Annotated in this window: 19 protein-coding genes; 12 read left to right on the top strand and 7 right to left on the bottom strand. The window is 72.8% G+C overall.

Features of this window, described 5'->3' with window-relative positions; all coding sequences use genetic code 11:
* Positions 1–51 precede the first annotated feature (51 nt).
* Genes N8K70_RS06320 through N8K70_RS06310 form a run of 3 tightly spaced genes read left to right on the top strand, consistent with a single transcriptional unit; the run spans position 52 to position 5,578 of the window.
* Positions 52–2,337, top strand: a complete 2,286-nt coding sequence (locus N8K70_RS06320) for a glycoside hydrolase family 3 protein (RefSeq protein ID WP_317141183.1) — start codon at positions 52–54, stop codon at positions 2,335–2,337.
* Positions 2,334–3,833 (top strand): glycoside hydrolase family 43 protein, encoded by a 1,500-nt coding sequence (locus N8K70_RS06315; protein ID WP_317140753.1) that lies wholly within the window; start codon positions 2,334–2,336, stop codon positions 3,831–3,833. Before N8K70_RS06320 ends, N8K70_RS06315 begins: the two co-directional genes overlap by 4 nt.
* The gene (locus N8K70_RS06310) at positions 3,833–5,578 is read left to right on the top strand and encodes a DUF5605 domain-containing protein (protein WP_317140752.1); all 1,746 of its coding nucleotides are present in this window, start codon (positions 3,833–3,835) and stop codon (positions 5,576–5,578) included. The genes N8K70_RS06315 and N8K70_RS06310 overlap by 1 nt, the downstream gene beginning before the upstream one ends.
* Positions 5,579–5,614: 36 nt before the next feature.
* Here N8K70_RS06310 and N8K70_RS06305 read toward each other — a convergent pair whose 3' ends face one another.
* Positions 5,615–6,355, bottom strand: a complete 741-nt coding sequence (locus N8K70_RS06305) for a FadR/GntR family transcriptional regulator (protein WP_317140751.1) — start codon at positions 6,353–6,355, stop codon at positions 5,615–5,617.
* 210 nt (positions 6,356–6,565) lie between these two features.
* Here N8K70_RS06305 and N8K70_RS06300 point away from each other — a divergent pair, with 210 nt between their 5' ends.
* The 8 genes from N8K70_RS06300 to N8K70_RS06265 are packed head-to-tail and all read left to right on the top strand — an operon-like array spanning position 6,566 to position 15,060.
* Complete coding sequence (locus tag N8K70_RS06300) at positions 6,566–7,837, top strand: MFS transporter (protein WP_317141182.1); 1,272 nt, start codon at positions 6,566–6,568, stop codon at positions 7,835–7,837.
* The gene (locus N8K70_RS06295; RefSeq protein WP_317140750.1) at positions 7,834–9,570 is read left to right on the top strand and encodes a dihydroxyacetone kinase family protein; all 1,737 of its coding nucleotides are present in this window, start codon (positions 7,834–7,836) and stop codon (positions 9,568–9,570) included. The genes N8K70_RS06300 and N8K70_RS06295 overlap by 4 nt, the downstream gene beginning before the upstream one ends.
* Position 9,571: 1 nt before the next feature.
* Positions 9,572–10,042, top strand: a complete 471-nt coding sequence (locus N8K70_RS06290) for a ribose-5-phosphate isomerase (protein ID WP_317140749.1) — start codon at positions 9,572–9,574, stop codon at positions 10,040–10,042.
* Positions 10,042–10,809: a triose-phosphate isomerase family protein gene (locus N8K70_RS06285; RefSeq protein WP_317140748.1), complete on the top strand. Its 768-nt coding sequence runs from the start codon at positions 10,042–10,044 to the stop codon at positions 10,807–10,809. Before N8K70_RS06290 ends, N8K70_RS06285 begins: the two co-directional genes overlap by 1 nt.
* Positions 10,806–11,600: a sugar phosphate isomerase/epimerase family protein gene (locus tag N8K70_RS06280; protein WP_317140747.1), complete on the top strand. Its 795-nt coding sequence runs from the start codon at positions 10,806–10,808 to the stop codon at positions 11,598–11,600. Before N8K70_RS06285 ends, N8K70_RS06280 begins: the two co-directional genes overlap by 4 nt.
* Positions 11,597–12,454, top strand: a complete 858-nt coding sequence (locus N8K70_RS06275; protein ID WP_317140746.1) for a phosphogluconate dehydrogenase C-terminal domain-containing protein — start codon at positions 11,597–11,599, stop codon at positions 12,452–12,454. Before N8K70_RS06280 ends, N8K70_RS06275 begins: the two co-directional genes overlap by 4 nt.
* A 10-nt stretch (positions 12,455–12,464) precedes the next feature.
* Positions 12,465–13,223, top strand: a complete 759-nt coding sequence (locus tag N8K70_RS06270; protein ID WP_317140745.1) for an SDR family NAD(P)-dependent oxidoreductase — start codon at positions 12,465–12,467, stop codon at positions 13,221–13,223.
* A 4-nt stretch (positions 13,224–13,227) separates the two neighbouring features.
* A complete protein-coding gene (locus N8K70_RS06265) occupies positions 13,228–15,060 on the top strand; it encodes a hypothetical protein (protein ID WP_317140744.1) in 1,833 nt (610 codons plus the stop codon).
* A 123-nt stretch (positions 15,061–15,183) separates the two neighbouring features.
* Here the strand turns inward: N8K70_RS06265 and N8K70_RS06260 are convergent, their stop codons facing one another.
* Complete coding sequence (locus N8K70_RS06260) at positions 15,184–16,164, bottom strand: LacI family DNA-binding transcriptional regulator (RefSeq protein WP_317140743.1); 981 nt, start codon at positions 16,162–16,164, stop codon at positions 15,184–15,186.
* Between the two features lie 89 nt (positions 16,165–16,253).
* On the opposite strand from N8K70_RS06260, the gene rhaI reads away from it, so the two are divergent.
* Positions 16,254–17,438: an L-rhamnose isomerase gene (rhaI, locus tag N8K70_RS06255; RefSeq protein WP_317140742.1), complete on the top strand. Its 1,185-nt coding sequence runs from the start codon at positions 16,254–16,256 to the stop codon at positions 17,436–17,438.
* 46 nt (positions 17,439–17,484) lie between these two features.
* Here rhaI and N8K70_RS06250 read toward each other — a convergent pair whose 3' ends face one another.
* The 5 genes from N8K70_RS06250 to N8K70_RS06230 all read right to left on the bottom strand — a co-directional run bounded on the left by N8K70_RS06250 (position 17,485) and on the right by N8K70_RS06230 (position 23,643).
* Complete coding sequence (locus N8K70_RS06250) at positions 17,485–18,906, bottom strand: xylulokinase (protein WP_317140741.1); 1,422 nt, start codon at positions 18,904–18,906, stop codon at positions 17,485–17,487.
* Complete coding sequence (locus tag N8K70_RS06245; protein WP_317140740.1) at positions 18,903–19,955, bottom strand: NAD(P)-dependent oxidoreductase; 1,053 nt, start codon at positions 19,953–19,955, stop codon at positions 18,903–18,905. Before N8K70_RS06245 ends, N8K70_RS06250 begins: the two co-directional genes overlap by 4 nt.
* 102 nt (positions 19,956–20,057) lie before the next feature.
* A complete protein-coding gene (locus N8K70_RS06240) occupies positions 20,058–21,044 on the bottom strand; it encodes a sugar ABC transporter substrate-binding protein (RefSeq protein WP_317140739.1) in 987 nt (328 codons plus the stop codon).
* A gap of 98 nt (positions 21,045–21,142) precedes the next feature.
* Positions 21,143–22,147: an ABC transporter permease gene (locus tag N8K70_RS06235; protein ID WP_317140738.1), complete on the bottom strand. Its 1,005-nt coding sequence runs from the start codon at positions 22,145–22,147 to the stop codon at positions 21,143–21,145.
* Positions 22,144–23,643, bottom strand: a complete 1,500-nt coding sequence (locus N8K70_RS06230; RefSeq protein WP_317140737.1) for a sugar ABC transporter ATP-binding protein — start codon at positions 23,641–23,643, stop codon at positions 22,144–22,146. Before N8K70_RS06230 ends, N8K70_RS06235 begins: the two co-directional genes overlap by 4 nt.
* Positions 23,644–23,661: the final 18 nt, after the last annotated feature.

Below are 23,661 nucleotides of genomic sequence, written 5' to 3'. Positions count from 1 at the left end.
GGCGCCGACTTCTGGACGACGGTTCCCCTCCCGCGCATCGGGCTGCGGGCGATGACCTTCTCGGACGGTCCCGCCGGCGTGCGAGGGCCGCGCTGGGACGAGCGCGAGCCGTCGCTCAACCTGCCGTCGGGCTCGGCGCTGGCCGCTTCGTGGGACGCCGATCTCGCGCACCGCTACGGTGCGGCCGCGGCCTCCGAGGCACGGCGGAAGGACGTCGACGTGGTCCTCGGACCGACGATCAACCTCCACCGCTCGCCCCTCGGCGGCCGCCACTTCGAGTGCCTGAGCGAGGATCCCGAGCTGACCGGCGCGCTCGCCGAGGCGTACGTCCGCGGCCTGCAGGACAACGGCGTGGCGGCCACGCCCAAGCACTACGTCGCGAACGACTCGGAGACCGACCGGTTCACGGTCGACGTGCACGTCGACGAGCGCGCGCTGCGGGAGCTCTACCTCGCTCCGTTCGAGCGGGCCGTCGCGGCGGGGGCCTGGGCGATCATGAGCTCGTACAACTCCGTCGACGGCGTGACGATGACCGAGAACGCGCTCCTCGAGACGCCCCTCAACTCGGAGTGGGGCTTCGACGGCGTCGTCGTGAGCGACTGGACGGCCGTGCGCGGGCTCGACGCGGTCGCCGCGTCGCAGGACCTCGCGATGCCCGGCCCCGCGCCGGCCTGGGCGGGCCTCGCCGACGCCGTGCGGGAGGGGGCGGTGTCGGAGAGCGACATCGACCGCAAGGTGCTGCGCCTCCTGCTGCTCGCGGAGCGCGTGGGCGCCCTGGAGGGGACGGCGCCGCGCGCGACGACCGGCCTCGACGGCCGCGCGTTCGCACGAGAGGCGGCGATCGCGGGCTCCGTCCTGCTGCGCAACGACGGCGTCCTGCCCCTCGACCCCGCCGCCGTCTCGTCGATCGCCGTGATCGGCCAGAACGCCCGCGACGCGCGCACGCAGGGCGGCGGGAGCGCGACCGTGCTCCCGGAGCAGATCGTCGTCCCGCTCGACGGGATCCGCGCCGCCTTCCCCCGGGCGGACGTGAGCTTTTCGCTCGGCGCCGTCGTGCAGGAGGGCGTCTCGGAGCTCCCGCTCGCGCAGATCACGAACCCCGCGACGGGGAGCCCGGGCGTCCGCGTCGCCTTCCGCGACGCGGACGGCGAGGAGATCTTCGCCGAGGACCGCCGGTCGACGGCGCTCGTGTGGTTCGGCGGCGACGCACCGGTCGCCACGGCGTCGACCCTCGAGCTGCACACGACGTACGTCGCCCCGGAGAGCGGGACCGTCCTCCTCGGGTTCGCCGGGGCGAACCCGGGCCGCGTCTTCGTCGACGGGTCGCTCGTCCTCGAGGACACCCCCGTCATCACCGGCACCGACCTCGGCGCGGCCTTCCTCAGCCCGCCGTCGGCGACGACCCCCGTCGCGGTCGAGGCCGGCGTCGCCTACGACCTGCGCGCGGAGATCGAGATCGCGCAGGCGGGTCGCGCCCCGCTCGGCGCCCTCAGCGCGACCGTCGGCATCGCCCCCGACGACGGCGACCCCGACGGGCTCATCGCCGCGGCCGTCGACGCCGCCTCCTCCTCCGACGTCGCCGTGGTCGTCGTCGGCACGAACGCGAAGGTCGAGTCGGAGGGCTACGACCGCACGAGCCTCGCGCTCCCCGGACGTCAGGACGACCTCGTGCGCGCCGTGCTCGCGGCGAACCCGCGCACGGTCGTCGTCGTCAACGCGGGCTCCCCGGTCGAGCTGCCGTGGGCCGACGACGCCGCGGCCGTGCTGCTGGGATACTTCGGCGGCCAGGAGTTCGGCTCGGCCGTCGGCGACGTCCTCACGGGGGCCGCCGAGCCCGGGGGCCGGCTCCCCACGACCTGGCCGCGTGCGCTCGCGGACGTCCCCGTCACCGAGGTGGTCCCCGTCGACGGCGCGCTCCGTTACGCCGAGGGCGTCCACATCGGCTACCGGGCGTGGCTGCGCTCCGGCGCCGAGCCGCATTTCCCGTTCGGCCACGGCCTCGGCTACACGTCGTGGGCGTGGGGCGTCGCGTCGCGCGACGGCGACACCGTCGAGGTGACGCTGGCGAACACGGGCGACCGCGCGGGCAAGCAGGTCGTGCAGGTCTATGCGGAACGGCCCGGCTCCGCGGTCGAGCGTCCCGCGCGCTGGCTCGTGGGCTTCGCCGTCGTGCACGCCGCTCCGGGCGAGACCGTGACGGCCCGCGTCGACGTCCCCGCCCGGCGCCTCGCGCACTGGGACGGCGGATGGCGCGTCGAGCCCGGCGTGTACGCGTTGAAGGCGGGGGGCTCCGTCGCCGCCCTCCCCCTCGCTCTCGAATGGAAGGTGCCGGCATGACGTTCCCCAACCCTCAGCTCAACGGGTTCCACCCCGATCCCAGCGTGGTGAAGGCGGGCGACGAGTACTACCTCGCGACGTCGTCGTTCGAGTACCTCCCCGGCATCCCCGTCCACCGTTCGCACGACTTCGTCGACTGGGAGCTCGTCGGCCACGTCGCGACGAGCCCCGAGCGGCTCGGCGTGTCGGACGTCGCGACGGGCGGGGGCGCGTGGGCGCCGACGATCCGCTTCCACGACGGCGTCTTCCATCTCGTCGTCACGGTCGCGATGGGCCGCGGCATGCTGCACTTCACGGCATCCGACCCCGCGGGGCCCTGGAGCGACGGAGACGTGGTCCTCGACGTGTCGGGCTCGGGCAGCGTGAACGGCATCGACCCCGACATCGCGTGGGACGACGACGGCGCCTGCTACATCACCTACTCCGGGCTCGTCCTCTCGGGCGACGGGATCGGCGAGCACCTGGGCATCCAGCAGGTGAGGGTCGATCTCGAACGGCACGTCGCCCTCGAGGAGCCCCGCTCGCTCTGGTCGGGATCGGGCTTCATGTTCCCCGAGGCGCCGCACCTCTACCGGCACGGCGAGCACTGGTACCTCATGATCGCCGAGGGCGGCACGGAGCGCGGACACAGCATCAGCATCGCGCGCGGCCCCTCGCCGGAGGGACCGTTCGCCCCCGCCCCGGCGAATCCGCTCGTGTCGGCGCGCTCGACGGCGAGACCCGTCCAGAACACGGGACACGGCGATCTCGTCGAAGGCCCGGACGGCGGATGGCTGTGCGTGCTGCTGGGCGTCCGCCCGCGCAGCGCGACACGGGCGTTCTCGGCGCTCGGCCGCGAGACGTTCGTCACGCCCGCGCGCTGGCGCGCGGACGGATGGCTCGAGATCGACCCCGTCGAGCTCGCGCCGCGCGCCGGCGACCGCGTCGAGATCGACTTCGCCGACGACCTCGACGGCGAGTGGATCGCCGTGCGTCGGGCGCCCGCCGACGTCGCCGCGCGCGCCGCGGGAGGTCTCGTCGTCCGCGGGGACGGCCAGACCCTCGACGACCCGCGCCCGGCCTTCCTCGGGCGGCGTCAGGAGCACCTGGCGAACAGCGTGACGGTCGACCTCGCCCCGGTCGCGGGCGTCGGGGGACTCGCGGTGCGGTACGACGAGGAGTTCCACGTCGAGCTGGAGGTCGGCGGCGGTCTCGTCACCGCCCGAGCCGTGGTGCCGACGCTCCGTCAGGAGTGGACCCTGCCCTACGACGGCGGCGCCGTCTCGCTGCGGATCTCGTCCCGGCAGGGTGCCGGCGGCGGCTTCGGCACGCCCCGGGACGAGCTCGTCCTCGCCGCGTCCGTGGGAGGAGCGGAGTTCGCCGAGCTCGCTCGCGTCGACGGGCGCTTCCTCTCGAGCGAGACCGCGGAGTCTTTCACGGGGAGGGTCATCGGCCTGTACGCGGTCGACGGAGAGGTCACCGCCACCCGCTGGGTCGCGGAGGGGGATGACGACTGATGCCGTTCCATCGCTCGTCGACCTTCGGGGACGCCCTCGACAGCCCCGCGGCTCGGGCCGTGCTGGAGACGTTCCTGCCCGGCGTCGCCGCCTCTCCCATGGCCCTCCAGTACCGCGGCGTGCGCCTCGGCCAGCTCGTGGGACTCGTCCCCCAGCTCGAGGAGCCGGAGGCGCGCGAGCGCCTGTGGACGGCGCTCGCGGACGTCGAGGACGGAGACGAGGCCCCTCGCGCCCATCCGCCCGCCGTGGATCCCGATCCCGCGTACGAGGGCGAGGACGTGCGGCACGCGTCGGCGCCGGCCTCGGTCTCCTCTCCCGTCCCGCGCTGGGGCGTGGTCGAGGTGCGCCTGGACGGCCCGAGCCACGGGAATCCGTTCGTCGACGTCGAGCTCGACGCGGTCTTCCGGCGCGGCGGACGCGAGCTGCGCGCGGGAGGCTTCTACGACGGCGACGGCGCCTGGATCGTCCGGCTGCTCGCCGACGAGGAGGGCGAGTGGACGTTCGAGACGCGCTCGACGGCGCGATCCCTCGACGGCGTGACGGGCGCCTTCTCCGTCACCGCGGCGGAGGAGGGGGCGCACGGTCCCGTCCGCGTGGACGGCTTCCACTTCCGGCACGCCGACGGCACGCGCTACCGCCCCGTCGGGACGACGGCGTACGCGTGGACGCACCAGCCCGAGGCGCTGCAGGAGCAGACGCTCGCGACGCTCGAGGGATCGCCGTTCACGAAGGTGCGGATGTGCCTCTTCCCGAAGTCGTACCTGTACAACGGCAACGAGCCGGAGGACTTCCCCTTCCCGGGCTCGGCGGCGTCCGGCTTCGACCTGGAGCGCTTCGATCCCTCGCACTTCCGCCGGCTCGAGAAGCGGATCCGCCAGCTCGGCGAGCGGGGCGTCGAGGCCGACCTCATCCTCTTCCATGCGTACGACCGCTGGGGCTTCGCGGATCTCGGCCCGGCCGTCGACGACCGGGTGCTGCGCTACGTCGTCCGCCGCCTCTCCGCCTTCGCGAACGTGTGGTGGGCGCTGGCGAACGAGTACGACCTGCTGTGGGCGAAGACCGAGGAGGACTGGGAGCGCTTCGCGCGCATCGTCGTCGAGGAGGATCCGCACGGGCACCTGCGGAGCATCCACAACTGCCGGCCCTTCTACGATCAGACGCGCCCGTGGGTCACGCACGCGAGCGTGCAGCGCCAGGACGTCTACCGCACGGCGGAGTTCACCGACGAGTGGCGCGCCCGGTGGGGCAAGCCCGTCGTGATCGACGAGGTCGGCTACGAGGGCGACATCGATCAGGGATGGGGCAGCCTCACGGCCGAGGAGCTCGTGCGCCGCTCGTGGGAGGGCGCCGTCCGCGGCGGGTACGTCGCCCACGGCGAGACGTACCTCGCCGACGACGAGGTGCTGTGGTGGTCGAAGGGCGGGGTCCTCAAGGGCTCGTCGCCCGAGCGGCTGGCGTTCCTCGACGGCATCCTCGCGGAGGCTCCGGAGGGCGCCATCGACCCGCTGCCGAGCGACTGGGACGTGCCATGGGGCGGCGTCGCGGAGCGATACCTGATCGGGTACTTCGGCTTCAACCGCCCGCGGTTCCGGAACCTCGTGCTTCCGGGCGACGGCGAGTGGCACGTCGACGTCATCGACACGTGGAACATGACGGTCGAACGCCGCCCGGGCCTCCACCGCGGCACGTACCGGGTCGAGCTGCCCGGCCGGCAGTACATCGCGGTGCGGCTCGTCGCGGCGTGAGGACCGGGGCGTCGCGGGATCGCCACGCCCCGGCTCTCAGCCCTCCGCGAGCTCGGCCTGCAGGCGCTCGCCCGCGGTCGCCATGTGCACCGCCATCGTCGACGCGGCGGCGTCCTCGTCGGCCCGCTGCACGGCGGCGAGCACGGACTCGTGCTCCTGCAGCGCGACGAGCGCCGCATCGCGATCGTGCACGGCGCGATCGGCGTACACCTGCAGGAGCGAGCGCACGACGTGCAGCAGATCGACGAGCACGGCGTTGTCCGCCGCCTCGGCGAGCGTGTGGTGGAACTCCCGATCGGCGCGGGCGAACGACGTCAGGTCGTCGACGCTCTCCCGCATGCGCCCGACGTGGCCCGCCAAGCGTTCGCGCCCGGCATCGTCCATCCGTCCCGCGGCGAGACGTGCGACGTAGATCTCGAGCCCCGCGCGGAGCTCGAGAAGCTCCTCCGTGCTGCGCTGCCCGATCAGCAGGCCCCAGCGCAGGGTCTGCGGGAGGAGCTCGCTCGCCTCGCCCCGCAGATAGGTTCCGGATCCGGGACGCACGTCGACGATCCCGAGGATCTCGAGCGCCGCCAGCGCCTCGCGGACCGCGGACCGCCCGACTCCGAGCGAGGCCGCGAGCTGCCGTTCGGGCGGGAGCCTGGTCCCCGGCGCCACGGAGCCGCCTGTGAACAGGTCGAGCAGTCTTCGCGCGACCTCCGACACGGGGGTGCCGGAGGGCAGCGAGCCGAGTGCGGACACGATCTCGTCGGAGCGGTCGGCGGGATATGCGGGCATAGAGGACAACTTACTGGGCGCGAAGCCCCCGCGCATTTGCCATTGGTCAACCGGTTTGTCACACTGTTGAGGCAGACCTCACGAAATCATCGTCGATCGACAGTCGGAGTCACCGTGGACCCAGTACAGGCGCCCCAGGCGCAGGAGAGGGACGTCGCACGCTCGGCGATCCGCAAGATCTCCTGGCGGCTGGTCCCCTTCGTCGCCCTCATGTTCTTCATCAACTATCTCGACCGCACCGCGATCGGCTTCGCGGCGCCCAACGGCATGAACGAGGACCTGGCGCTCAGCGCCGCGCAGTTCGGCTTCGCCTCCGGCGTCTTCTTCGTCGGCTACATCATCCTCGAGGTGCCGTCGAACCTCGCCCTCCACAGGTTCGGCGCGCGCCGGTGGCTCTCACGGATCATGGTGAGCTGGGGCATCGTCGCGCTGCTGTTCACCTGGGTGCAGAACGTCGAGCAGCTCGTCGCGCTGCGGTTCCTCCTCGGCGTCGCCGAGGCGGGCTTCTTCCCCGGGGCGATCCTCTTCCTCAGCCTGTGGGTCCCCGCGGCGCACCGTGGCCGCATCCTCATGCTCTTCTACCTCGCCCAGCCGCTCACGACCGTGATCGGCGCACCCCTCGCAGGCGCGCTCATCCAGCAGCACGGGCTGTTCTTCGGCCTCGAGGGCTGGCGCTTCATGTTCCTCGGCGTCTCGATCCCCGCGATCATCGTGGGCGTCGTCGCCTGGTTCTACCTGAAGGACCGCCCCGCCGACGCGTCGTGGCTCACAGACGCGGAGAAGAGGTGGCTGACGGACGCGCTCGAGAGCGAGCGCTCGACCACGGGCACGCAGGAGCACGTCTCCGCCCGCTTCGCGTTCCGCAGCGGCCGCGTCTGGGCGCTGTCGTTCATCTACTTCGGCTTCATCTACGGCCTCTACGCGCTCGCCTTCTTCCTGCCGACGATCATCAACGGCTTCCAGGAGCAGACGGGCGTGACCTTCGACGTCTTCCAGCAGGGCCTCATCACGGCCGTCCCCTACCTGCCCGCTGCCGTCGTCATGTACCTGTGGTCGCGCGACGCGTCCCAGCGCGGGCTCAAGACCTGGCACATCGCGATCCCCGCGGTCGCGGGGGCCGTCTCGATCCCGCTCGCCCTGTTCGCCGGCTCGCCCGCGCTGACGATCGCCGTGATCACGATCACGGCCTGCGCGATCTTCGCGGCGCTGCCGAACTTTTGGACGCTGCCCACGCGCTTCCTCACGGGTGCGGCCGCAGCGGCCGGCGTCGCGCTCATCAACACCGTCGGAAACCTCGCCGGCTTCAGCGCGCCCTACGTCACGGGCGCCCTGCACGACTGGACCGGCGGCTACGAGGTCCCCCTGTTCGCGGTGGGCTTCTTCATGCTGCTGTCCGCCGTCCTCATGGTGCTGCTCGCGCGGCGCGGAGGCGATTCCCCGCAGGAGGCCACGGACCCGACCCCCGCCGAGGAGAAGCGATGACCCGTCTCTGGAACGCACCGGCCGATTTCGCCGACGAGATGATCGACGGCTTCGTCGCCGCGAACGGCCGCTACGTCCGGCGCGTCACAGGAGGGGTCGTGCGCAGCGCCGGCGCCCCCGAAGGCCAGGTGGCGCTCGTCGTCGGAGGCGGCTCAGGCCACTACCCCGCCTTCGGAGGGCTCGTCGGGCGCGGCCTCGCGCACGGCGCGGCGATGGGGAACCTCTTCGCCTCGCCGTCCGCACAGCAGGTGACATCCGTCGCGACGACCGCCCAGCGCGGCGGCGGCGTCCTGCTGAGCTACGGCAACTACGCCGGCGACGTGCTCAACTTCGACGCCGCGCAGGAACGGCTGCGCGCAGCGGGCATCCCGTGCGAGAGCGTGCCGGTGACCGACGACGTCTCGAGCGCCCCCGCCGACGAGCGACACAAGCGCCGGGGCATCGCGGGGGATCTGACGGTCTTCCGCACCGCCGGCGCCGCCGCCGAGGCCGGATATCCGCTCGCGGAGGTGGCCCGCGTGGCGCGTCTGGCGAACGAGCGCACGCGTTCGTTCGGCGTCGCGTTCACCGGCTGCACGCTGCCCGGCGCGGACGAGCCGCTGTTCGAGGTGGCGGAGGGGCGGATGGCCGTGGGCCTCGGGATCCACGGCGAGCCCGGGATCGGGGAGGAGGACGTCCCGACCGCGGACGAGCTGGCGGAGACGCTCGTGGCGCGCCTCCTCGACGAGCTGCCCGACGGGGTCGCCGCCGCGGAAGACGCCCGTGCGATCCCCATCCTCAACGGCCTCGGATCGCTGAAGTACGAGGAGATGTTCGTCGTCTACCGGCGCATCGCCCAGCTCCTCGAGGCAGCGGGCGTCGAGATCGTCGACCCCCACGTGGGCGAGTACTGCACGAGCTTCGACATGGCCGGGACGTCGCTCACGCTGTTCTGGCTCGACGACGAGCTCGCCGAGCTCTGGGAGACGCCCGTCGACGCGCCGGCCTATCGCCGCGGCTCCGACGTCCCTGCCGCGACGACCGCCGATGCGGCCGAGGCCGCCGCCGAGGACGAGGCGATCGCACCGTCCGACGACGCGTCGCGGGAGACGGCGCGCATCGTCGTCGATGCGGTCGCCGTGATCGCGGCGACCGTGGACGCCCATGTGGACGAGCTCGGCCGGATGGACGCGATCGCGGGCGACGGCGACCACGGCATCGGGATGCAGCGCGGCTCGCACGCCGCAGCCGAGGCGGCGAGGGCGGCCGCAGAGGCCGGAGCGGGAGCCGCGACGACCCTCCTCCGCGCCGCCGACGCGTGGTCCGATCGAGCGGGCGGCACATCGGGCGCCCTGTGGGGCGTCATCCTGTCTTCCGTCGCCGACCGCATAGGAGACTCCGGTCGTCCGGACGCCCCCGCCGTCGCCCGCGGCACGGCCGACGCCGCGGCGGGGGTCATGGCGTACGGCAAGGCCGAGCCGGGCGACAAGACCCTCGTCGACGCACTCGTCCCGTTCGCGGAGGAGCTCGGACGGGCCGTCGCCGCCGGCGCGTCTCTGGCCGACGCATGGCGGACGGCGTCCGGTGCGGCGACGGAGGCCGCTGCCGCGACAGCCGACCTCCTGCCCCGCATGGGCCGTGCCCGCCCGCACGCCGAGAAGTCGCTCGGCACCCCCGACCCCGGCGCGCACTCGCTCGCCCTGATCACCGCAGGCGTGGCCGACGTGCTCGCCGCAGCAACCGAAGGGAACTGACATGCCCGAACCCCTCCGCATCGTCATCGGCTCCGACGACGCCGGCTACGACTACAAGGAGATCCTCAAGCGCGACCTGGAGCAGGACCCCGGCGTCGCGGAGGTCGTCGACGTGGGCGTGGACGCCGATGGCCACACGCCGTATCCGAAGGTCGCGATCGAGGCGGCCCAGCGCGTGGCGGCAGGCGACGCAGACCGCGCCCTGCTCGTCTGCGGCACGGGCCTCGGCGTGGCGATCGCCGCCAACAAGGTGCCGGGCATCCGCGCCGTCACCGCGCACGACAGCTACTCGGTCGAGCGCGGCGTGCTGTCGAACGACGCGCAGGTGCTCACGCTCGGTCAGCGCGTCGTCGGCATCGAGCTCGCCCGCCGGCTCGTGCGCGAGTGGGTCACCTATCGCTTCGACACGTCGTCCGCCTCGGCGGAGAAGGTCGCCGTCATCGGCGAGTACGAGGCCACGGGAGCCTGCTGATGACGGTGACGGTGGGCGTGAGCCTGAAGATGTACTTCGGGCACCGGCAGGCGACGGAGTGGTTCCGCACCGTCGCCGAGCGGGTGCGCGCGCACGCGGCCGTGGCCGCGGGCGACGTGGAGCTCTTCGTGGTCCCCACGTATCTGCAGGTCCTGCCCGCCGTCGCCGCCTTCTCCGGCACCCCCGTCCGCGTCGGGGCGCAGGACGTCGCGGCCGCCGACGCCGGCGCCTTCACGGGCGAGGTGAGCGCCGCCGAGCTCGCGGAGGTCGGCGTCGCCCTCGCCGAGGTCGGGCACGCCGAACGACGCGCCCTGTTCGCAGAGACGGACGAGATCACGGCGGCGAAGGCCGCCGCGGCGCTCCGCAACGGCCTCACCCCCGTCCTCTGCCTCGGAGAGGACCGACGGGTCCACGCGGAGGCGGCCGCCGAGGCCACCGTCGCACAGCTCCGCGCCGACCTCGACGGCGCCCCCGGCGGACGCGTCGTCCTCGCGTACGAGCCCGTCTGGGCGATCGGGGCGGCCGACCCCGCCCCCGCCCACCACATCCGCACGGTCGCCGGCGCCCTCAGAGCCGCGCTCGACGACCTCCCCGGCCGCGAGGGCAGCTCCGTCGTCTACGGCGGCTCCGCGGGCCCGGGCCTCCTCGGCTCGCTCGGGGACGACGTCGACGGCCTCTTCCTCGGCCGCTTCGCCCACGATCCCGACGACCTCGTCGCGGTGCTCGACGAGGCCGCCGCGCTCGCCAGGACGAGGAGGGCGGCATGATCGGCCTCGGCACATACGCCTTCTTCTGGCAGCACTCCGATCGCGTTCCCGAGCCGCTCTCTCTCGTCGGGGCGTTCGAGGCGACGCGGGCGCTCGACGTCGACCTCTTCCAGATCTGCGACTACGCACCGCTCGAGGCGATGGGCGACGACCGCCTCCGCGACGCGGCGTCCGCGGCGCGCGATCTCGGCCTGACCGTCCAGCTCGGCACGAAGGGCATCGAGCCCGAGAGGCTCGCCCGCTTCCTCGCGATCGCCGAGATCTTCGACGCGCGGCTCGTGCGCAGCATGGTCCACGGTCCGGACAGCCGCCCCACCCTCGAGCAGGCCGGTGCGTGGCTGCGCGGCGCGATCGGCGCATACGAGTCCGCGGGCGTCACGCTCGCGCTCGAGACGTACGAGCAGGTGGCCACAGCCGACCTCGTGTCGCTCGTGGAGGCCGTCGGCAGCCCGCGGCTCGGCATCTGCCTCGATCCCGCGAACGTCGTCGCCCGGCTCGAGCTCCCCCGAGACTGCGTCGAGCTGACCGCGCCCCACACGGCGAACGTCCATGTGAAGGACTTCGCGTTCGCCCGGCAGCCCGGATGGGTGGGGTTCATTTACTCCGGGGCGCCCATGGGCGAGGGGCTGCACGACTACGACCACCTGCTGGCCGCCGTCCGCCCGCGCGAGCGAGGCGTCGACGAGATCGTCGAGCACTGGCTGCCCTGGCAGGGCGCCCCGGAGACCACCGTCCGCACAGAGCGGGAATGGACCCGCAGAACCCTGGAACACCTGAGGAGAACATCATGACCGAGACCACATACAAGATCGCCGTGTTCGGCGCCGGCGGCAAGATGGGCACGCGCGTCTCGAACAACCTCGTGAAGACGGGCCACCGCGTCTGGTACGTCGAGAACTCCCCCGCCGGTCAGGAGCGCGTCGTCGCGGCGGGCCGTGAGCTCTCCGACGCCGCCGCCGCGGTCGCCGACGCCGAGATCGTGGTCCTCGCCGTGCCGGACCTGGCGCTCGCACCGGTGACCGCGGAGCTCGTCCCGCAGCTGCGCCCGGGGACGATCGTCCTCACGCTCGACCCGGCCGCCGCCTACGCGGGGCTCCTCACGACCCGCGACGACGTCATCCAGGCCGTCGCCCACCCCTGCCATCCGTCGATCTTCCTGCAGCGGGAGACCCCCGAGCAGTGGGCCGACACCTTCGGCGGCATCGCGGCCCCGCAGGACGCCATCGCCGCGATCGAGTCCGACGACCCTGCGAAGAAGGCCGTCGTCGAGGCCACCGTGCGCGCCATCTACGCGCCCGTGATCGACGTGCACTGGGTGACGATCAAGCAGCTCGCCCAGCTCGAGCCGACGCTCGTGGAGACCGTCGCCTGCATGATCGGCGACCTCCTCAACGAGGCCCTGCAGGAGGCCGTGCACACGATGGGCGTCCCCGAGGCCGCCGCGCGCAGCATCCTCTACGGTCACACGCAGGTGGCGCTCGCGAACGGACTGCGCGGCGACAACCCGTTCAGCGACGCGTGCCTCATCGCGATGGACTACGGTCGCGAGAGCATCGTCAAGGAGGACTGGAAGAAGATCTTCCGCGACGACGAGCTCGACAGGAACCTCGCGCGCATGCTGCACCTCGACGAGATCACACGATAGGACGGATGCGATGAGCAGGCTCGCAGGGAAGACGGCGCTCGTCACGGGATCGGCGACGGGCATCGGCCACGCCGTGGCCGCGCGATTCGCCGCGGAGGGCGCCCGCGTGGTCATCGCCGACCGCGACGGGGAGGCCGCAGAGGCCGCCGCCGCCGGGATCGGGGCCGACCGGGCGCGGGCGGCCGTCCTCGACATCTCGCAGGAGGACTCCGTCGCCTCGGCGTTCGCCGAGCTGGAGGGCGCAGGCTGGGCGCCCGACGTCGTGGTGGCGAACGCGGGCGTGCAGCTGTTCGGGCAGGACGCGAAGGCGGCCGAGCTCGACCTCGACGTGTGGCGGCGCACGGTCGACGTCAACCTGACCGGCACCTTCCTCACGATCAAGCACGCCGTCCGCTCGATGCTGCCCCGCGGCGGCGGCTCGATCGTCCTCACGGGCAGCCCGACCGGCTTGAACGGCGAGGGGGCGGACTTCACGGCGTACAGCGCGACGAAGGCGGGCATCCACGGACTCGCCCGGACGGTCGCGGCCGCCTACGCGAAGGAGAACATCCGCGTCAACACGGTCGTCCCCGCCTACACCGAGACGTCGCTCGTGACGACCATCACGAGCGACCCCGAGGCGCGCGCCGCGATCATCGGGCGCATCCCGCTCGGCCGCGCCGGGGCGCCGCGCGACGTCGAGGGCATCATGGTGTTCCTCGCGAGCGACGACGGCGCCTTCGCGACGGGTTCGCTGTTCGCCGTCGACGGCGGCATGACGACGCTCTGACGACATGGCCGGCATCTCCCCCGCCGGGGCGACCCGCCCCGCGACCTGGACGAGCGGGGCGTGGTCGGTCGAGCGACGAGACGACGAGCTCGCCGACCTCCGCTTCCGCGGGCGTCTTGTGCTCCGGAGCGTCCGGGCCGTCGTGCGCGATCACGACTGGTCCACGCCGGCGCTCGTCGTCGAGGAGGTGCGCGACACCGGAGACGAGCTGACGATCGCCGTCCGGAGCGAGGGCTTCGGATCGGCGATCGCCGGCTCCGTGTCGGTGCGCGCGGACGGCGATCGCCTCTCGGTCTCCTGGCGCGGCTCCTCGGCGGTCGACTACCTGACCAACCGGACCGGTCTCGTCGTCCTGCATCCGCCCCACCTCGCCGGCGCCGCCCTCGACGTCCTGCACCCCGACGGCTCGCGCGAGCGCACGGCGTTCCCGCGCGACATCAGCCCGCATCAGCCCGTCCTCGACATCGCGCGGCTCGGATGGCAGGACGGAGGGGTCGATGTCGAGGTCGCGTTCGAGGGCGACGTGTTCGAGATGGAGGACCAGCGCAACTGGACGGACGCCTCCTACAAGACGTACAGCCGACCGCTCGGTCTCCCCTTCCCCTACGCGATCGCAGCCGGCGAGCAGCTGCGGCAGACGGTGGAGGTCCGCGCCTCGGGCGTCCCCGTCCCGGGACGGGAGGACGGCGCGGCGCACATCTCGCTGACGCCGTCCGGCCCCTTCCCCGCCGTCCTGACCTCGGCGTCGTCCGCCCCCGACCCGGCGCCCGCGGTCCCGCCGATCGGCGACGCCCTGCTCGTCGAGCTGGATCTCGCGACGCCCTCCTGGCGCGCCGCGCTCGACCGCGCGGCGGCGTCGGGGCTCCCCCTCGACGTGCGCCTCGTCCTCCCGCAGGACGAGGCGGAGGACCTCACCCCCGCGTCGCTCGCCGCCCTCGACGACGCCGTGACGGCGCTCGCGCCGCACACGGTCGTGCGCATCGCGGCGTTCTCCCGTCTCGTGCACACGAGCCGGGCGGCGCACGTCGAGGCCCTGCGGGATGCGCTCGACCGCGCCGGGTCGTCCGCGCAGGTCCTCGGCGGCGCCCGCTCGCACTTCACGGAGCTCAACCGCGAACAGGCGCACATCCCCGCGGGCGTCGACGGCGTCGTCTTCAGCGTCACCCCCCTCTTCCACGCCCTCGGGACGGAGCAGCTCGTCGAGTCGGTGCCGATGCAGCGCCTCGTCGCCGAGCAGGGCGTCGCCATCGCCGCGGGACGCCCCGTGCACATCGGCCCCGTCACGCTGCGGCCGCGGTTCAACGACGTCGCGACGGCTCCGCAGCCCGCGCCCGCGCGGACCGACCTCGCGGAGGGATACGGCGCGCAGTTCACGGGCGCCGACGACGCACGCCAGTCCGCCCCCGAGCTCGCCGCCTGGACGATCGCGAGCGCCGCAGCGCTCGCCGTCCCCGGCGTGGCGAGCCTGGTCCACTTCGAGGAATGGGGGCCACGGGGCCTGCGGGACGCACGCGGCGCAGCGCGTCCCGTCGCCGCCGCGGTCGAGGCGCTCGCGGCGCTGTCGGGCGCCGAGCTGCTCACGGGGCCGAGCCCCGACGGCCTGGTCTGGGCGATCGGCGGGCGCCGGGCGGGCGAGGAGGTCGTGCTCGCGGCGAACCTGTCGGCACAGGCCCGCGAGATCGAGATCGAGATCGGGATCGGCGAGCGGACGATCCGGGCGACGCTGCCCGCAGGGACATGGGCACGGCTCGCCCCGGAGGGCGGACATGCTCGAAGGCCTGGCCCGACGACGCGCACCTCGCCGCCCTGGCGACCCGGCACCGCGCAGCCGTCGTGACGTTCGACGCGGACGTCGGCCGGTCCCCCGACGTCGCAGGGGAGAGACCCGCCCTCGTCGTCGGCGCGGCCGCTCCTCGGCCCTCGGCAGCGGCGCCTGGCCCATCGCCGTCCCGCTCGGACGCTACGCCGTCCCGCGCACGACGACCTCCGGCTCGAAGCGCACGTGCTCGCCCGGCGGACGCGACAGCAGCTCGACGGCGGTGGCGCCCAGCTCCTGCGCGGGCTGACGCACGGAGGTGAGCGGCACGACGGCGGAGGCGGCGAAGTCGATGTCGTCGTAGCCGACGATGGCGATGTCGCCGGGGACGCGCACGTCGCCCGTCATGGCGAGCGCCTGCAGCAGCCCGACGGCCACGAGGTCGTTCGCCGCGAAGACCGCGTCGGGCCGGGCGGCGGCGGGGCGCGCGAGCAGCGCCTCCCCCGCCGCACGGCCGTGCGCGACGGTGAGGTCGTCGACGTCGATGCGCTCGAGGGTCGCGCCCCCCACGGCGTCGACGGCGCGACGGGCGCCCTCGTAGCGATCGCGCACCTGGCGCAGGTCGCGCGGGCCGCCGATGAAGGCGATGCGACGGCGGCCGATGCCGAGCAGGCGGTCGGTCGCGAGACGCCCGCCCTTCCGGTCGTCGGCCGAGACGATCGACAGCCCGTCGGAGACCCCGTCGTGGTCGATGAGGACGACGGGGACTCCGCGCGCCGCGAGGCGCTCGAACGGCTCGAGGTCGGGAGTGAGCGGCGTGGCGATGACGCCGCTCGCCCGCTGCTCCGCGAAGAGGTCCACGAGTCGTCGCTCCCGCGCGCGGTCGCGTGCGCTGTCGGACACGAGCACGGAGAGCCCGTCCCGCTCGGCGCGGCCGTCCGCCCCGCGCGCGACATCCGCGTAGAAGGGGTTGCGCATGTCGAGCACGATGAGCCCGATGCTGCGGCTGCTGCCCGCCCGCAGCTGGCGGGCGGCGTCGTTGCGCACGTATCCGAGGTCGCGGATGGCCCGGCGCACGCGCCCGACGGTCTCCTCCGCCACGCGTTCGGGATGGTTGAGAGCGTTCGACACCGTCCCGGCCGACACCCCCGCCGCGGCGGCGACGTCCTTGACGCTCACCGTCATCGCACCTCCCGGTTGACCTTCCGGCTCATCGTACATACGATGAGCCGGACGATTGATTAAATCGTTTCAAATACGAAAGGCCACCGTCGATGACGACCTCCACCTCCTCCGTCGTGCTGGACGACGAGCTCCTCCGTCGGCTCGAGAAGCAGGCGATCGAGCTTCCCTCCTGGGCGTTCGGCAACTCCGGCACCCGTTTCAAGGTGTTCTCGACGCCCGGCACGCCGCGCGACCCCTTCGAGAAGATCGCCGACGCGGCCCAGGTGAACCGGCTCACGGGGCTCGCCCCCTCCGTGGCCCTCCACATCCCCTGGGATCTCGTCGACGACTTCGACGGCCTGCGCGCCCACGCGGAGGACCTGGGCGTCTCGCTCGGAACCGTCAACTCCAACACCTTCCAGGACGACGACTACAGGTTCGGCGCGCTCACGCACGAGGACCCGAAGATCCGGCAGAAGGCCGTCGACCACCACTTCGCGTGCATCGACGTGATGGATGCCACGGGCTCGCGCGACCTGAAGATCTGGCTCGCCGACGGATCGAACTATCCCGGCCAGGCCGACCTCCGCGGGCGTCAGGACCGCCTGAACGAGTCGCTGCAGAAGATCTACGCCCGGCTCTCGGACGACCAGCGCCTCGTGCTCGAGTACAAGTTCTTCGAGCCGGCGTTCTACCACACCGACGTCCCCGACTGGGGCACGTCCTACGCACAGGTGGCGACGCTCGGCGACCGCGCGCTGGTGTGCCTCGACACCGGCCACCACGCCCCGGGCACCAACATCGAGTTCATCGTCATGCAGCTGCTGCGCCTCGGCCGGCTCGGCTCGTTCGACTTCAACTCGCGCTTCTACGCCGACGACGACCTCATCGTGGGCGCGGCCGACCCGTTCCAGCTGTTCCGCATCCTCTTCGAGGTCGTCCGCGGCGGCGGCTACGCGAACCCCGACGTGGCGTTCATGCTCGACCAGTGCCACAACGTCGAGAACAAGATCCTCGGCCAGATCCGCTCCGTCCTGAACGTGCAGGAGATGACGGCGCGCGCGCTGCTCGTCGATCAGGGGTCCCTGCGCGCCGCGCAGGTCTCGGGCGACGTGCTCGCCGCGAACGCCGTCTTCATGGACGCGTTCTACACCGACGTCCGTCCCGCCCTCGCGCAGTGGCGCGAGACGCGCGGCCTTCCCGCGGATCCCACGGCCGCCTACCTCTCCTCGGGCTACCAGGCGAGGATCGAGGCCGAGCGCGTCGGCGGGGCCCCGGCGGGCTGGGGCGCCTGACCGGCGCCGTCGACCGGAGGGGGACGGCCGAGCCGTCCCCCTCCGGTCATCTCTCGGCGTTCAGCCGGGCGATGCGATCCGCCCACGCGAGCTTCGCGCGGTAGGCGGCGTGACGGTCGGGATCGGGATGGAACGTCGTCTCGATCCCGCCTCCCGCCACGACCTCGTCGAGCCGGTACTCCCCCGCCGCGGCACCCGCGAGATAGGAGGCGCCCTGCGCCGCCCCGTGGCCGCGCTCCGCACGGTGCACCGGCACCCCGAGCGCATCCGCCTTGATCTGCAGCCAGAGGTCCGACCGCGCGCCGCCGCCCGTGGCGAGGACCTCGGCCACGGGATACCCGTGCGCGCCGAGCGCGACGACGTCGCCGGCCAGGGCGAGGGCGTTGCCCTCGAGCGCCGCGAGGAGCAGCTCGACGCCGTCGGTCCCGAGGTCGATCCCGTCGAGGATGCCGCGGGCGCGCGGATTCCACGTCGGTGTGCGCTCGCCGGCGAGCGGGGTCGCGAAGGTGAGCCGAGACGGGCGGGAGCGCGTCGCGAGCGCGGGATCGTCGCGCAGATCGTGCGCGGGATCGAGTGCGTTCACCCAGTCCACCGTCGCCCCCGCCGTCACCTGCGCGGCGATGAGGAGGTCGGTCCCCGGCACGCAGTGCCGGGCGTGGATGAAGCCGGGCACGGCGGTGCCGGAGGGGACCGCGAGCATCGACACGCTGGAGAACCCGGTCATCTCGATGAGCGGGCCGCCCGGCGCGAGCACGCCCGCCTCGAGCGCCGAGCCCACCGCGTCGATCGCGCCCGCGATCACCCGCGCGCCGAGCGTGATGCCGGTCGCGGCCGCCGAGGACGCGGAGACCGCGCCGACGACGGTCGACGACGCGACGGTCTCCGGGAGCAGGTCGAGGCCCGCCACCGCCTCGCGCAGCGCGGCGGGGAACGACGAGGACTCCTCGTCGAACCCCTGCATGAGCGAGGCGGAGGTGTCGTCGAGCACGACGGCTCCGCCCAGCCGGGCGACGATGTAGCCGTTCGCGGACACGACCCGGTGCGCCGCGTCGGCGATCGCCGGACGCTCGCGCGCCAGCCAGGGGAGCTTCGCCGTCCCGAAGAACGCGTCGGCGCCGTTGCGTCCCGGCGCGACGGCCGCGACGCGGGCGGCATCGGCCTGCGCACGCCGGTCGAGCCAGGTGAACGCCGGGCCGACGGCGGCGCCGTCGGCGTCGACGGGCACGAGCGTCGGGGCCTGCGAGGTGACCGCGACCGCCACGACCTCGTCGCCCGCCACCACGCGCGGGGCGATCTCGCACAGGGCGCGCCACCAGACGTCCGCGTCCTGCTCGGCACCGCCGTCGGCGTCCGTCGCCGTCGGATAGCGCACGGCGCCCTCGCGGACGAGCCGGCCGTCGCCGTCGGTCGCGACCGCCTTCAGCGACGTCGTGCCGACGTCGACGCCGAGGAGGATCCGCACGGTCACCGGCTCCGCGCCGAGACGCCGGTCAGCGCGTGCCGCACGGGCTCGCCGCGGAGGACGCGTCCGAGCTCCTCCGCGACGCCGGCGGCGGCGCGCTCCGCCGTCTGCCTGCTCGCGCCGGCGATGTGCGGCGTCATGACGACATTGTGTCCCGCCGCCGACGCCGCGAAGATCGGATGGGAGAAGTCGACGGGCTCGCTCGGGAAGACGTCGAACGCGGCGCCCGCGAGCTGGCCGGAGGCGAGCGCCGCGGCCACCGCCGCGTAGTCCACGAGCCCGCCGCGCGCGGCGTTGACGATGTGCGCTCCGCGCGGCATGAGCGCGATGCGCTCCGCCGACACGACTCCGGCCGTGTCGGCGTTGAGCCGCGCGTGCACCGTGAGGATGTCGGAGCGTCGGAAGAGATCGTCGACGTCGTCGACGATCTCGGCGTCGGGCAGCGCTCCGCTCGGCAGGTAGGGGTCGTACACGAGCACGCGCCCGCCCATCGCCGCGACGACCGACGCGACGCGGCGGCCCACGGCGCCCGCGCCCAGGACGCCGACGACGGCGCCGTCGATCTCGAGGCCGACCTGGTCGTCGCGGTAGAAGCGCCCCTCCCAGCGCCCGCTCTCGAGCGTGCGCTGCGTGAGGGGGATCCGGCGGAGGACGGCGAGCATGAGCCCGAGGCTCATCTCCGCGGTCGCGACGCCGTTGCGACCGGGGACGTTGCAGACCAGGACCCCGCGCCGCTCGGCGGCCGAGAGGTCGATGTTCGTCGGCCCGCCGCGCGAGACGCCGATGAATCGCAGCGACGGGGTCGCGGCGAGCACCCTGTCCGTGACGGGGGCCAGCTGCGTGACGAGGGCGTCGGCGCCGTCGAGCGCCGCGATGATCGTCTCCTCGTCGCTCGACGCCTCGTCGACGTCGCCCACGCGGCCGAACGGCACATCGGGCCACGGCAGCTCGAGATCGCGCACCTCGTCGACGAGATCGCCCGCCTGCGCGAGCACGTGGTCGCGGAAGAGGCGGGGCCTGATGAAGCGGTCGCCGGCGGCGAGCACGATGGTCATGGGGTCTCCTTCCGCACCGCGGCACGTGTCCGCGATGCACACTCCGGCGGACCGGCGGCCCGCCCGGGCGTCCCGGCGCGCACGCCGGGACGCCCGTCGGCGTCAGTCGCCGAACACCTCGTCGTAGTACTCCTGCGCGTTGGACGCGTCGATGACCTCGATCGGCATGAACTGGTCCTTCTCGACGGCCTCGCCCGCGAGGAGGTCGACCGTGATGTCGATGAGGGTTCGGCCGTGAGCCCGGCCTCCGCCCAGGCTGATCGTCGACTTCTCCGGATCGCCGTCGATGATGTTCTGCACCTCGTTCTCCGTGGCGTCGATGCCGAACAGGCCGAACGACTCGTCGTCGGTCACGCCCGCGGACTTGACGCCCTCGTTGCCGCCGACGGCCCCGCCGCCGCCGATCGTCGCGATGACCTTGAGGTCGGGGTTCGCCTGGAGGAAGTTCTCGGCGTTGGCGACGCCGTCCTCCGCCGTGAGGGCCGGCGCGGTGGCCACGAGCTCGGCGTTGGGCGCGAGCTCGGCGATGGCGTCCTTGATGCCGTTCGCGCGGTCGATGATCTCGGGGAACCGTGGCAGGTCCATGAGCGCCCATTCGACCGTCTCGTCGGCGTCGAAGTTCTCGTCGATCCACGCCGCGGCCGCCTCGCCGTTGGCATAGCCGGTGTTGTAGGCGTCCACGAGATACTGCGCGTCGTAGTTCTCCAGGACCTGCGTGTACCCGACGACCTCGATGCCGGCCTCCTGCGCGCGCTTCGTGACGCCGGCGAGAGCGTTGGCGTCGACGGCGCACACGATGATCGTGGATACGCCCTGCTGGATGAAGTTCTCGATCTGCGTGACCTGCGTGGCGGCGTCGTTCTTCGCGTCCACATAGGTGACCGAGAGTCCCTGCTCGGCGCCGTAGGACTGCGCCTCCTGCACGAGCTCGGCCCAGACCGGATTGCTGAGGTCGGAGAAGGTGATGCCGACGGCGTCGTCGCCGCCTGCGCTCCCTCCGGCGGGAGCGGTGTCGTGGACGGTGGTGCACCCGGAGAGCGCGAGCGCTGCGACCGCCGTGGTCGCGGCGAACATGCCGATCTTCTTCACAAGGGGCTTCCTTTCGTGTGCGGACGCGCGGGTCCCGCCTTCGTCGGCGAGCACGTCCAGGGGATGGCCGGAGACGGGCGGTCTCCGGAGCGGGATGGTCAGGCGGCGACGGGCGTCGCGGGGACGGAGAGCGGCACGCCGCCGATCTGCTTGCGGCGACCTCGGGAGTTCTTGGACATCGCGTCGTACACGACGGCGGCGAGCAGGATGCATCCCTTGATGACGAGCTGGACGTACTCGCTCACGTTCATGAGCACGAGCCCGTTGTCGAGCACGCCGACGATGAGGACTCCGACGAAGGCGCCGAAGAGCCTGCCTCGGCCGCCCATGACGCTGATCCCGCCGAGCACGCACGCGGTCAGCACGGTGAACTCGAAGCCCGCGCCGGTCGCGGACTGCGCGGAGTTGAGACGCGAGAGCAGGAGCACGGCGCCGATGGCCGTGAAGAAGCCGCACAGGGCGTAGACGAAGACGATCGTGCGGCGCGTGTTGACGCCGGACAGGCGCGCGGCCTCCGCGTTGTTGCCGATGGCGTAGAAGTAGCGGCCGACGTACGTCTTGTCGAGGATGAACAGTCCGATCGCCCACACCGCGACGAGGAAGAGCAGCGACACCGGGATGACGCCGGCGATCGCGCCCTGCCCCAGCACCGAGAACTCGGCCGGGAACCCGAAGATCGGCAGGCCCCCGGAGAGCAGGTAGCTCACGCCGTTGAGGATCATCATCATCGACAGCGTCACGATGAGCGGCGCGACGCCGGTCAGCGTGATGATGAGCCCGTTCACGACGCCGATCAGGGCCCCGAGCACGAGCGCCGCGAGGCACGCCGCGTACCAGGGCACCTCGAACCGGGCCATGAGCATCCCCGTCACGACGACGTTGAGGGAGATCTGGTACCCGATCGACAGGTCGATGCCGCCCGTGATCAGCACGAACGAGAACCCGACCGCGCAGATGCCGAGAGTCGCCACCTGCCGCGCGATGTTGAAGATGTTCGCGGGATCGAGGAAGTTGGGCGTCGCCAGGCTGAACCCGATGACGAGCACGATGAGCACGAGGAGGATGCCGAGCTCCTTGAGCCGGGGCATGAGTACGGACTTCATTCGGTGTCTCCTTGCGCAGCCAGGGCCATCACGGTCTCCTGGGTGATCTCTTGCCTGGGCAGCGTCCCCTGCTGGACGCCTTCGCGGAGGACGACGATCCGATCGGACATGCCGATCAGCTCCTCCATGTCGGACGAGATCATGAGCACGGTCTTGCCGGCCGCCGCGAGGCGGTTCATGATCGCGTAGATCTCGGCGCGCGCCCCGACGTCGATGCCGCGCGTGGGCTCGTCGAAGATGAGGACCTCGGGCTCGGTCGCGAGCCATTTCGCGAGGACGACCTTCTGCTGATTGCCCCCGGAGAGGTTGCCGACGATCTCGGCGCCCGAAGGCGCCTTGATGCGCAGGTCGCGCATGTACGTCTCCGCGAGACGGCGCTCCTCACGGCGCGACACGACCGTCGCGCGCGACAGCGTGGGGAGCAGCGGGAGCGAGATGTTGCGGAGGATCGAGAACTCCAGGACGAGCCCGTGCCGCTTCCGATCCTCCGGCACGAGCGCGATACGGTTGCCGATCGCCTGGATCGGAGAGCGCGACACCACGGAACGGCCGTGGAGCGTCACCTCTCCCCCGTCGATCGGCGCCGCCCCGAACAGCACCTCCATGAGCTCGGTGCGCCCGGCGCCGATGAGGCCGGCGAACCCGAGGATCTCGCCGGCGCGCGCTTCGAAGGAGATGTCGCGCACGCCGTTGCCCGTGAGGCCCGCCACGCGCAGCGTCACGTCACCGGGAGCGCCCTCGCGCAGGGGGTACGCCTCCGTGAGCTCGCGGCCCACCATGAGGCTGATGAGCTGCGCACGGCTCGTCTCGCTCGTCCGCTGCGTCGCGATGCGGCGGCCGTCGCGGAGCGTCGTCACGCGGTCGGCGAGGCGGAAGATCTCGTCCATCCGGTGGGAGATGTAGACGATGGTCATCCCCTGCGCCTTGAGGGCGTCGACGACGCGGTGCATGGCCTCCACCTCGGCGGTCGTCAGCGGAGCCGAGGGCTCGTCCATGATGAGCAGGCGGGCGTCCCGCGAGAGCGCCTTGGCGATCTCCACGATCTGCTGGTATCCCGTCGTGAGCTCGGACACCGGCGTGCGGGGGTCGATGTCGACGCCGAGTCGGGCGAAGAGCTCCGCGGTGCGCGCGTGCATGCGCCGACGGTCGAGCACGGGTCCGCGTCGGAGGTAGTGCCCGAGGAAGACGTTCTCGGCGGCGTCGAGGGTCGGGACGAGCGTGAACTCCTGGTAGATGACGGCGATGCCGAGCTCCTGCGCGAGGGCGGGCGTGAGCCGTCCGTGTGCGACGCCGTCGACGACGATCGACCCCCCGGTCGGCTCCACGGCGCCTGCGAGCACCTTGATCAGAGTCGATTTGCCGGCGCCGTTCTCGCCGACGACCGCGTGCACCTCCCCGGGAGCGAGCGCGAGGCTGACGCCGTCGAGCGCCACGACGCCGGGGTAGTGCTTCGTGATCCCCTCCAGGGAGACCGCGATGCCGCCCGATGATGCCATCCGAACCCACTCCTTCGT

It is taken from the genome of Microbacterium sp. AB, from assembly GCF_032878875.1.
GTDB classification, from domain to species: Bacteria; Actinomycetota; Actinomycetes; order Actinomycetales; family Microbacteriaceae; genus Microbacterium; species Microbacterium betulae.
The sequence above is the reverse complement of the archived record's forward strand: the minus strand, read 5'-3'. Positions and strand labels throughout refer to the sequence as shown.